This window comes from Verrucomicrobiota bacterium, assembly GCA_016200005.1.
Taxonomy (GTDB): Bacteria; Verrucomicrobiota; Verrucomicrobiia; order Limisphaerales; family PALSA-1396; genus PALSA-1396.
This window is the reverse complement of record JACQFP010000022.1, coordinates 178,095-189,668: the sequence shown is the minus strand read 5'-3', so window position 1 is coordinate 189,668 and position 11,574 is coordinate 178,095. Positions and strand designations below refer to the sequence as shown.

Sequence of the window (11,574 nt, the reverse complement as noted above, 5' to 3'; positions counted from 1 at the left end):
TGGCTTTGAGTCACTCGACCGTCAGCCCGACCAGCAAAGGGCCGCACCGCGTCAACTTGGAAACATAATCAATCCGCACGACTTCCAATGCCGGGTTGGGATTGACGAACGTCGTCACGTAAAGCCGTGGGCGGTTGTCGGCAGGATCCGCGGAGGCCCCTGCCCCCCACACGAGTTGGCCGTTTGGACATTCCGACTTGGGATCGTGGCGAGGATGCTCGCCCCGCAGGTGTTCTCCAAACACGATGGGCAGTTCCGTGACCTCGCCGTTGGCATAGTGGAACACGAAGGCGCCGATCTCGCGACCCTGCCGCTCGAACCAGGTCGTTCCGTGCAGCACATGAAGGCGTGTGAAAACTTGCTTCACCGGGATGGCCACCCGATCCGGATAGAGTTCGGAATCGGGCGCGAGGCCGCACAGTTGGACGAAGCCGCGGACATCGAATGGCACGCCGGCAAAGGTCTGGAGTCCCGCAGGCAATGCGCTCAAATCGCGGTCCACGTCTGCCAGGTTGCCGATGGCCTGCCACGACTCGTTCAACGCGACGTTGTAGGCGTCGGTCAAATCAATCTGGTTCGAGCTGGCTTGGGCCGGGCGTGGGGGCATCGGGAACAACGGCTGGGTCTTGCTGCCGGGCGGTGGCAGATGCATCTCGCCAAGGGCGTGTTGATAGACGCGGAAACCGTTCGTCCAGGAGCGACCGATGGCGTCCGCCGCCTTTTGGGTGGAAATCGCGGCTCGCCAAAACTGGCGTTTGAACTCCTCAATCCGGGTGGACATGCCGACACTTGAATCGCCCGGGTAATCGGTGGATCGCCAGGGAAACGCCGTCCAAATGCGCGCGGTATTGTCGCCGCTGGCCGTGACCAGGCGCTTTCCGTCCGGGCTGAAGGCCGCGGCATAGACGGCATTGTCGTGTGACGGGAGAGTGAGGAGTTGGCGGCCCGACGCCACATCCCAGAAGAAGACCCGCATATCGCGAGTGATATTGGCATCGAGTCCCGTGCCGCTGGCCGTGGTGACCAACCGCTGCCCGTCGGGGCTGAAGGCAACCGAAGTTACACCGTTGATGTGCCCGGACAGGACATGGACTGGCTGGCCGGTACGGGTGTCCCACAGCCGTGCGGACTTATCATCGCTGCCAGTGGCGAGCAGATTGCCGTCCGGACTGAAGGCGAGAGAAAGAACCTCGTTGGTGTGGTTGGTGAGCAAACGAAGGCGCTGGCCCGACGAGACGGACCAAAGCCGCGCCGTGCCGTCGGCGCTGCCGGTGGCCAGAGTGTTGCCGTCGGGGGAGAAGGCCACGGCCTGGACTGCGTCCTCGTGCCCGGCCAAGGTCAGGCGTTCTGCGCCCGTGTTGGCGTTCCAAATCCTGGCCGTCTTGTCCTTGCTGCCGGTGGCGATCCACTGGTCGTTCGTGCTCCACGCAACGCTCAGCACCGCGCGAGTGTGGCCGCGCAAGCGAAGGAGTTCAGTACTCGTAGCAGCCGACGTAAGGAGGCTCTGTTCAGTTTCGGATTTCGGATTTCGGATTTCGGATTTTTCAGTTGGAGCCTCCTCACGTCGGCTGCTACGGATTTCAGGGGGCGTTTGAACGTCCCATACGCACGCGGTGTTGTCCGGGCCGACCGTCGCCAGCCGCTTGCTGTCGTGACTGAAAGCCAGGCTCACCACCGGGAAGCGAACCACGAACGTGCGCAGCAGGGCGCCGTTCTTCGCGTCCCAGATCCGGGCGGTCTGGTCGAGGCTGCCCGTCGCGACGCGCTGGCCATCCGGTGAAAACGCCGCCGCCCAGACAGTTTGGCCGTGGCCTTCCAAGGTGACGAAGGGCGGCAGCGGAGCTACCGGCCAGATTTTGACCGTGCGATCCAACGATGCCGTGGCGACATACTGGCCGTCCGGGCTGAAACGAATGTTGAAAACGACCAGCGAATGTCCGGCCAACTCCCGCACGACCCGCCGCGTCCGCACATCGAACAGGGTCGCGCGCGCGGTCGGAAGCGGATCATCCACACCCACCGCGCCGAGGAGCCGACCGTCGGGGCTAAACGCAACGTGGGGGATGACGCGTTGTTTCGGCGAAGCCTCAAAGGGTGGCAGTTCGCGTCCGGACTCGGGGTCCCAAACCTTGATCTTTCCCTCCCAGCCACAACTGACGAGCAGGGAGCCGTCCGGACTCCAAGCCACGCAGGAAACCTCCTGCGCATGACCCACCAACCGTCTGGTCTCGCCGGTGGGGAGATTCCAGATGCGGATCGTGGTGTCCTGGCTCCCGGTCCACAAATGGGAGCCGCCGGCATAGGCGATTCGGCGGCCATCCGGGCTGAACTCAGCGCAATAGACCGCATCGCCATAGTCGTTGGTTAAACCGGTGTCCGCGCCGGTCGCGGCGTCGAAAACGCGCACCTGGCCATCAGCACAAGCCGTAACCAAACGCCGACCGTCCCGGCTGAAGGCGGCATAAAAGGCAGCGTCTGGATGCACCAGCGGCGCGAACGCCGGCTGGCCTGTTTCCATTTCCCAGACCCGGACCGTCGTGTCGCCGCCCGCCCATCCGAAGCTACACAGGTGTCGGCCGTCCGGGCTGAACGGCGTGATGTCGGCGACGCCGGTGTGGCCGCGGAGCGAGCGGATTGCTTTGCCGGTCGTGAGGTCCCAAATCCAAATCACCGGATGGAGACTCGCCGTAACCAGGAATCGCGAGTCCGGACTGAACGACGCCGTCATCCCAAGGGAGGGATTGTCGGACAGGGTCATCAGGTCTTGATTGCAGCTTCGCAGGAGCCAGCCCCATTCCCAACCGCGATAAGACTCCGGTGTGCGCGCCAGCAAAGTGTCCCGTGCACGACCAAACTGGTGAGCCTGAATCAAGCCCTGCGCCAGAGCGATGTTGGCGGCATATTCGCGGTGCTCCGCATCGCCTCTGGCGTCAACGGCGGCCTGGCGCTGGACAGCCTCCGCTTCGGCATTGTGTTCCGCCCGCCGCCATTGCCAGAGCACACCGGCGATTCCCGCCACGAACACCACGACCAAGGCGGCGGCCAACCCCGCCCGCACCGGCTGCCGCCGACACCGGCGCCACGCCTTGCCGGCAAGGCCGATGGGCCGCGCAAGCACCGGATGGCCGTTTAGAAAACGCTCCAGTTCATCCGCCAGCGCCTGAGCCGTCGCATACCGGCGCACCGGCTCCTTCTCCAGGCACTTCAGGCAAATCGTTTCCAAGTCCCGCGGCGCGCTGGGATTCAACAGGCGCGGCGCGAGCGGTTCGGTGTTCAGCACCTGCTGCAACGTGTCCGTCAGCGTTTCGCCCTGAAACGGCGGCCGGCCCGTCAGCAGGTGATACAACATCGCGCCCAACGCATACACGTCACTTTGCCGGGAGACCTTGCCGCGTTTGCCCAGCGCCTGCTCCGGGGGAATGTAGTTTGGCGAACCGAGCACCTGGCCGGACAGTGTGAGTTGAGGGTTGAGAGTTGAGAGTTGAGAGTCGGTCAGTTGCCTAGCCAGCCCGAAGTCGGTCACGCGCGGCTGGTCATTGGCATCAATGAGGACGTTCGACGGCTTCAGGTCGCGGTGCAGGATGCCGCGTTCGTGGGCGTAGTGAATCGCTTCGGCAACGGTCTTCAGGTAGCTGGCCGCGCGCCGGGCGGGCAAGGGCTGGTGGCCGACCAGTTGGGCCAGGCTCGGTCCCGCCACGTAGTCCATGACGAAGAATTGCTGGCCCTCGTGCGCGCCGACTTCGTGGATGGCGACGATGTTGGGATGTTGCAGGCTGGCGGCGAGGACGGCTTCGGCGCGGAAGCGTTTGGCGAACTCCGGGCTGGCCTGCGGTCCGAACAGGAGCAGCTTGAGCGCGACAATGCGGTCGAGGCTTTTCTGGCGGGCCTTATAGACGATGCCCATCCCGCCGCGCGCAATCTCCTCTAGGAGTTCATAGTCGCCGAAATCGCGGGTGAAGGGTTGAGGGTTGAGGGTTGAGGGTTGACGGTGGACTTCAGTTGGGGCGACGCTTGAGCCGAACTTGAGCGCGCTGCGGAGCGAGCACACCGGGCAAACTCCGTCCAGTGCGTCTTCGGGCAAAGGCTGCCCGCAGTTGGGACAGGTTCGGTTCTTCGGCATAACTGTTTGGGCGACTCAGTCAGCCGCCTCACTCTCTTACAGAGGCAAATCGGACGAAAAGTTGCGCGCGAATTTACTGGCTCAGCACCGCGATCAGGTAACGAAGCTCGGTGTCAATCTGTGCGGGGTCAGCCACGGTGTGCGCAACCTCCTCGCGCACCAACTCGCGATAACGCTGCCGGAGGCGGTGCAGGACGGATTTCACCGCGCTCTCCGTGAGTCCCAGTTGAGCGGCAGCCTCACCACACGAGACGTCGCTTTCGCCCGCCACGAAATCTTTCAAGCGCCCGAACTGCTCGGTTTTGCCCACCGCGACATTTTCGTCGCGCAGCCGGGTCAGCGCCTGCTCGAGCAAGGTCATCGCCCAGCGGCGCTCGTAGATTTTCTCGGCGTCCATGCGGTCCACCGGTTCGAGGCGATAGCGCTCTTCGGCGGTTTGCGCGTCCAGGGAAAGGCAGTCGGCTCCGCCGCCGCGCTTCACGGCCCGGGCGCGGTCCCGTTGATCGGCGAGAAAGTGGCGCAACGCCGCGAGGAGAAATGAGCGGAACTTGCCTTTCTGGCGTTCGACCTGGGCGAGATAGTTTTTCTGCAGCAAACGGGCGAAGAATTCCTGCGTCAGGTCCTGGGCATCCGGGGCACTGGAACCCTCCCGCCGCACGTAGGCATAGAGGGGATACCAATAGGTCCGGCAAAGTTGCTCCAAGGCTTCGGCCGCATGCGGTGTGTGCGCCGCCTGCGCCGCCAGCACGACGCTCCAGTGCGTTGTGGCGAAAATTGCAGGTCCCAGGTTCGTCTGAGTATCTGCTGACACAGGATTCTACCCGGCAGCCTGCGCCCCTCGAAAGGCCGGCGTCAAGCCCGTTCTTGAGGAGAACTCCACGGCTCGTTGCCGGGCATCGTGCCCATGTCGCTGCGGAGCGCGGACAGCCTTGTCCGCAAGTTCTCGAAAGCTTGAAGTCATCACGCGGACAAGGCTGTCCGCGCTCCGGCGACCGGCGAAGTGGCGGTCAGCGCGCGTCGCCCCGCATCACCCACGCTTCGTTGAAGTGTGCGTGCTTGATCGATTTGCGCGCTGGTTGGCCGTCGGCGTCTTTGCCGACTTCCTTCTTGCCAAGAAAATAACTGTAGCTCGCGTGCAGCGTGCCATCCTTTGCTTGAATGATGCTCGGGTAGTGGAATGAACCGGCGTCCGGTCCGGGCGGGTCGTATTCGAGATGGCGTTTCCATTTCCAGGTTTTGCCTTCGTCGTCAGAAATCTGCACGGCCAGACTGTTGCGTCCGCGTTCGGTGTCGTTGCTGATGAGAATCCAGTGGCCGTTCTTGAGCGAATTGATTTCCGCACCGGAGCCGGGATTCGGCTGCTCGCTGTCGGTCACCGGACTCCACGTTTCGCCGCGATCATGCGATTCACTTTGGTGAAGACGCTTGGGCGGCGGGCCGTTGTCGCGCATTAGCGTGTAAAGCGAACCGTCTTTGCGCTGCACGATGCTGGGTTGAATATTGCCCGCGCCGATCAACGGCGCGCTCGTGTGCCAGGTCGCGCCCCAGTCATCCGTGATAGCCATCAATGAAAACGAAAAGCCATCGGAATAGAGCGGCACGATCAATCGTTTCCCATCGAGGACGAACGGATGGGCGCGCGTAAACCAGCCGAGGCGTCTGGAAAGTTTGTCGTTCGTGCGTTCGCGCATCCGGTTGAAGTAGGCCTGGATGCGCTGACGAGCGGCTTCGGGTTGCGATGAAAGCTTTTCCTCCGCTTGTTGCAGGTAGTTGGTCACGGCGTCGCCGAATTCCTTGCCGGGTTTGAGCAGCATCAGTTCATTGACATTCCATTTCGGCGGGCCGTCGCCACGATAGTCCGACGAAATCCGGTAGCGCATCAAAGCCGATTCCCATTGGTTTGCGAGGATCGCGGGCCAGAGCAACCAGAGGCGGCCTTGCGGGTCAACGAACATGCAGCAGTTGGTGTCGGGAAACTCCGGCGTGTCGGCCATCGTGAAGCGTTTGCTCCAGGCCTTGGCGCCCTTGCGTTTGCGCGCGCCTTCGATCTTCACATCGTCGGCTGTGCGCTCACCTGAACCGTGAAACCAGCACACGATCAAATCGCCGTTGGGCGCTTCGACGATGCAGGAACCATGGTTGTGCCAGTGTTCGAGTGGGAAAATGATTTCCGATTCGAGAAACGGAGCATCAATGTTGCGCGGCGCGGCCAGTACGTTTTGTGGAAGCGAGTTCAGCGAGAACAGCGCCATAAGGACCGACAGGAATAATATCAATTGCCTGTGATTGTCGGTAAAACCAGTCAAGCGGCCCCTCACCCTGTCCCTCTCCCCATCCGATGGGGAGCGGGTGGTCGAAGGTCGGGTACGGGGCTGGTCGTTCATTCTACCGCTCTTCACCCACTGTTGGTATAAGCTTATTCTTTTCATAATTCTCTTGGGCAACTCTCCGCTCTGCCGGAGTGAGATTCCATGAACTAGAGTACGCGAATCGGCCCATGAACCCACCCCCGACCCCTCCCAGGAGGGGAGCAGCGCACGGTGGATTGTTCCCCTCTTGGGAGGGGTCTGGGGTGGGTCGGTGGGTGCAGGTTCATGGGTGATGGGTTCGTGTGTCTGCATCGTTACGACTGAGTGGCGTCACAGCGAAGGTTCAGCGCCATTATTTAGACACGGAAAAACCTGCCGCAGGTTTCCCGTCCTTGTCCAGTTTGTCGCAGGCCCACAGAATTCCGTTGGCGAGCAGACGAAGATAGTCCGGGGATTGCGCGGTCTTCATGTCATGACCGAGCGTCGTGGCGAAAACATGCCCTTTGCCATAATCATGCGTCCAGCAGACAATATGCTCGCGACCGTCACGCGGACTCTTTGCCTTCAACAGAGGATGCGAACCCTGAATCAATTCGATTGTTTGATATAATTCGTCGCCGGGAGTTTTCCAATCGTCGGGAAAGTTCTTCATCAGCGGATGATTCTTATCAAGTTTCTCCGTGGCAAATGCTTGATAGGGATCGTGCACCTTGGACCTCATGCCGCAGCAATTCTCCCATTCACGAACTTTGTCGGAACGGCGGAAGGCGTGCACCGCGCAATGAATCATGACCGTCGGCTTGCCGGCGCGCGTGACCTTGAGCGCGTTCTCCAGCAGCGCGGAATCCGCCTCGTCAAAACAAACGTCATAAACCACGACATCATAGGCATCCGCGAACTTTTCATCTTTCAAAACATTCAGATCGAAACTCACGTCAAACGACACATTGACCAACTGGCTGATGTTGGTGGTCAAGTAAGGAGCAAGTTTTTCGTAATCATGATAACCGCCTCCGGTGAGGAAAAGCCCCCTCAACGGTTTCTGTGCGGCATCGAGTTCCATGGGGGCGCACGCTGACATTCCGACAAACAACATCAGGAAAGCAAAACGGGAAGCCAATCGCTGGACGGGATAAAACACTTTTGTCATGGCTGGATTTCATAGCATCCACCCGTTGTCCGCTCCAGAAGAATGTTGCTGACGACGAAATCAAACAGGCGTAACCAATCGTCTATGGCGAAGTATTCTGAACTTGGAAATCAAATTGTCCTCGTGACGGGTGGTGCGAACGGCATCGGCGAAGCCATCGTCCGCGCCTTTCACGAACAGGACGCGCGGGTTTGCTTTTGTGACGTGGATGTGAAGGCGGGCCGGGCTTTGGCGAAGGAGTTGGGCGGCGAAATCGTTTTCCAGAAAGTCGATGTGATGAAGGAAAACGAAGTCTGCCGTTGGGTCAAACAAATCGGCGCGCGCTGGAAACGCATCGATGTGCTGATCAACAACGCGGCCAAAGACCCGCGGATGGCCTTGGAGAAAACATCGGTGGCAAATTGGGACCGTCTCTTCGCGCGAAACCTGCGCGCTTACTTTCTGACCTGTCGTGAAGCTGTTCGGTTCATGCCCCGGGGCGGTTCAATTATCAATCTCGCTTCCATCACGTTTCGCAACTCGCCCGTCAACATGAGCGCCTACGTGGCGACAAAGGGAGGCGTGATTGGCTTCACGCGTTCGGTAGCGCGCGAACTTGGCCCGCGTCGCATTCGGGTCAACGCCGTTTCGCCCGGCTGGGTGATGACCGAACGCCAGTTGCGGCAATTCGTGACGCCTGCCATCAAGCGATTCGTTCGCAAATCCCAATCCATTCCTGACCTGATTCAGCCGGAGGAAATCGCCAACGTGGTGGTGTTTCTGGCAAGTGATGCCAGCCGCGCGATCACTGGTCAGGAAATATTGGTGGAACGCGGCTGGGTTCATGGGTGAAGCAGACGGCGCGAATCGGGTCTGGACTCTGTGAGAGAAAGCTCGACAGTCAGCTTGATTTAGCCGCGATGTTGGTCCAGCTTTGCCGCACTGGACGCGCATATGAAGGTTGTCGCCGCAAACCGACGCGAACTTTGGATTTCGATGCTCGTGGTTATAGCAGCCGTTTGTGTCAGCAGCATCCCCGTGACTTTCGACGGAGCATTGATGCTTGCAGCCGCGATGGTTATCGGCTTGCTGTGCGCCGTCAACGCGGTGCTGGACATTGACGAGATGGGAGTCGTCGAAACATACGTTGCAGTGCTCTGGCTGATTGCCCTGATGATTATGACGCCCCTGACACTTTATTGGGTGGCCAGTATTCGAGACTTCGCAAACAAGTGATTCACAATGCGACTTGTCTTAGCAAGAGCGATAGACTGACTCTCCAAAGCATCGACATTCGTCGCTGTCTTCTTAATACTTCGCGTATGACTCCGCGACGGTTCGCATTGGCTATAGCGCTGTTGGCCTGTTTGTTACCTAGCCTTAGCCTCGGCGCGCCAATCAAAACGCCGACGGTCAACGATTCTCGGCTCGAAATCAGTTTGTTCGCCTCTGAACCGAACATCATGACGCCCGTTGGACTGGCGATTGATCAGCGCGGGCGCATCTTCGTCCTCGAATCGCACACGCACTTCCCACCCGCCGATTACCCCGGCCCGAAATTCGATCGCGTGAAACTGTTTCAGCCGGCAACCGCCACGAGCAATGCACCGTCCATCTTCGCCGGCGGTTTCCACCACGCGATGAATCTCGCATTCTCGCCGGACGGCCAACTTTATCTGACGCATCGCAACGGAGTGATCGCGTTGCACGAAAAGGACGGTGACGGGGTCAGCGAGTCGCGCACGACCATCCTCGAAATGAAAACGCCCGGTGATTATCCCCATAACGGCCTCGGCGGAATCGCCTTTTCGAGTGACGGCTGGCTCTACGTCGGCATGGGCGAGAATCTCGGAGTGGAATACACGCTCAAAGGAAGCGATGGCAATTCGCACACCGGAGGCGGCGAAGGCGGCAATGTTTTTCGTTGTCGCCCCGATGGCAGTAAGCTCCAACACGTCGCCACCGGCTTTTGGAATCCGTTCGCGCTCGCGTTTTACAAGAACGATTTTCTCCTCGCAGTCGATAACGATCCCGACTCGCGTCCGCCGTGTCGTTTGTTGGACGTGGTGATACACGGCGACTACGGTTTCAAGTTTCGATACGGGCGGAGCGGGCTGCATCCGTTCACGGCGTGGAACGGCGAACTGCCCGGTACGTTGCCAATGATCGCCGGCACGGGTGAAGCGCCGTCGGGCATTCTCGATTGCGCGCACGCGCGGCTGCCGGCTGATTACCACGACGCGCTGCTGGTCACATCCTGGGGCGATCATCGGCTGGAACTCTTTCGGACAACACCCTTTGGCGCTTCGCTGCGGGCGGACCGCGAAGCGCTGGTCGAAGGCGACGAATGGTTTCGGCCCGTTGCCATCGCCGCGGCACCGGACGGCAGCATTTATTTCACAGACTGGGTGGATCGCAATTACTCCGTCCATCAGAAAGGACGTATCTGGCGGTTGACTACCAAGGCGGACATCAAGACGAAACCAAGCGAGAAGTCCAAGGACGTTCACAACGCAGACCGTGAACGAATGAACCGCCTGCTTCGCGCCGACGCGAAATTCTCCGAGCTAATTCGCGCGTTGGCTGACCGCGATCCGTTCATTCGCTCCGCTGCAATCAGCACGCTCGCCCAGCCCGTGCATCGCGAAATGCTTTTGCGCGAGCTCGATTCCAGAAATCCGCAAACCCGGCTCGGCGCATTGCTGGCGCTGCGTCAGGCGAAGTACCGCGACGCCATTCTGTTACTCGACAAATATCTAGCCGACCCGGATCAACAGATCCGGTTGATGGCCTTGATTTGGGCGGGGGAAGATAATCTGTCGCCGCTGACAAACCGGCTGAATCCAGCTTTGTCTGCTGGTCCAGTCTCGCCTTCGTTGCTGCGCGCGTACACGGCGGCCTCGCAAATTCTGACCGGCGCAAAACCTGCGGTCGGCGGGTCAAATTCGTTCGCGTTGCCCGCAACCGGCAGCCGGACTGACGGAAGCCAGAGCATTCAGATCATCGAGCTGGAAACGAAACCGGACGAAGGACAATTCATCGACTTGCTCACCAACCCGGCGCACAAGGGCGAAACCCAACTGCGCATAGAAGCTGTGAGAAGCCTTGCCGGGACGACGAATACAAATGTCGCAGCGGTTTTGAACGCGGTTGCGCGCGACAACAAAAATCCACCTGAGTTGCGGGCCGAGGCGATTGTTGCAATGGCCAGCCAATCGCCGCAAGACGTGGCTTCCCTCACACCGTTGCTCGACGATCCGTCATCGGCTGTGCGAGTTGAAACGGCGCGGGCGTTGCGCCTGGCTGCTTCGGAGTCTCGCGTGCGCACGGCGCTCGAAAAGAAACTCGACTCCATCCGCAACGATCAACGTGAAACCGATTCGACCCAACAGTTGCAGTTCGCTCTGCACGGCCTACAAGGGATGGACAGACCCAGGTCCGACGACGAATGGCGACGCGCACTGGCACAGCCCGGTGATGTTGAAGCAGGTCGTCGCGTGTTCTTTAGTCCGGTCGTCGGTTGCGCGAAGTGTCATCGGATTGAAGATCACGGCGGTGCGGTTGGGCCGGACTTGTCGGTCATCACGCGCGGAGCAGATCGGGAAAGACTCATGCAATCGATCCTGCATCCGTCGCAAGAGATCGCGCCGCAGTTTGTGTCGCACACGGTTGAGACGAAGGACAACCAGACCTTCAACGGCATCAGCCCGGGACAGGGACCGGACGGATCGTTAACGCTGATCATGGCGGACGGCAAAGGCGTGTGGATTCCGGCGGCGCAAGTGGTCTCGGACACGCCCTCCAACGTTTCGCTCATGCCGGAAGGATTGGAGAAAGGAATGACCCTCCAGGATTTTCGCGACCTGATGGCGTTCGTGCAGTCGCGGAAATAACTATTAGCCATCCGCTCCCGCCAACAGACAGTTGTTGGCAAGTTGTTAATAAGATGTGAATACGTTTCTCTTGATTCACCGACGCCACGACTTCATTTTCACGGCCATGTCTCACCGGGTTCG

General features: G+C 60.1%; 7 protein-coding genes. 3 read left to right on the top strand and 4 right to left on the bottom strand.

Annotation, left to right across the window (positions count from 1 at the left end; translation table 11 throughout):
* Nucleotides 1-10 precede the first annotated feature (10 nt).
* The 4 genes from HY298_07960 to HY298_07945 all read right to left on the bottom strand — a co-directional run bounded on the left by HY298_07960 (nucleotide 11) and on the right by HY298_07945 (nucleotide 7,579).
* A complete protein-coding gene (locus HY298_07960) occupies nucleotides 11-4,120 on the bottom strand; it encodes a protein kinase (protein ID MBI3850210.1) in 4,110 nt (1,369 codons plus the stop codon).
* A 73-nt stretch (nucleotides 4,121-4,193) separates the two neighbouring features.
* On the bottom strand, nucleotides 4,194-4,868 hold the full coding sequence (locus HY298_07955) for a sigma-70 family RNA polymerase sigma factor (GenBank protein ID MBI3850209.1): 675 nt from the start codon (nucleotides 4,866-4,868) through the stop codon (nucleotides 4,194-4,196).
* A gap of 259 nt (nucleotides 4,869-5,127) precedes the next feature.
* The gene (locus tag HY298_07950; GenBank protein MBI3850208.1) at nucleotides 5,128-6,372 is read right to left on the bottom strand and encodes an exo-alpha-sialidase; all 1,245 of its coding nucleotides are present in this window, start codon (nucleotides 6,370-6,372) and stop codon (nucleotides 5,128-5,130) included.
* 409 nt (nucleotides 6,373-6,781) lie between these two features.
* Nucleotides 6,782-7,579: a ThuA domain-containing protein gene (locus HY298_07945; GenBank protein MBI3850207.1), complete on the bottom strand. Its 798-nt coding sequence runs from the start codon at nucleotides 7,577-7,579 to the stop codon at nucleotides 6,782-6,784.
* A gap of 84 nt (nucleotides 7,580-7,663) precedes the next feature.
* On the opposite strand from HY298_07945, the gene HY298_07940 reads away from it, so the two are divergent.
* The 3 genes from HY298_07940 to HY298_07930 all read left to right on the top strand — a co-directional run bounded on the left by HY298_07940 (nucleotide 7,664) and on the right by HY298_07930 (nucleotide 11,451).
* Nucleotides 7,664-8,410 carry an SDR family oxidoreductase gene (locus HY298_07940; GenBank protein MBI3850206.1) on the top strand — a complete coding sequence of 249 codons (747 nt, stop codon included), beginning with the start codon at nucleotides 7,664-7,666 and terminating at the stop codon, nucleotides 8,408-8,410.
* Between the two features lie 102 nt (nucleotides 8,411-8,512).
* Complete coding sequence (locus tag HY298_07935; GenBank protein ID MBI3850205.1) at nucleotides 8,513-8,794, top strand: hypothetical protein; 282 nt, start codon at nucleotides 8,513-8,515, stop codon at nucleotides 8,792-8,794.
* A gap of 131 nt (nucleotides 8,795-8,925) precedes the next feature.
* Nucleotides 8,926-11,451: a c-type cytochrome gene (locus tag HY298_07930; protein ID MBI3850204.1), complete on the top strand. Its 2,526-nt coding sequence runs from the start codon at nucleotides 8,926-8,928 to the stop codon at nucleotides 11,449-11,451.
* The last annotated feature ends 123 nt before the right edge of the window (nucleotides 11,452-11,574 follow it).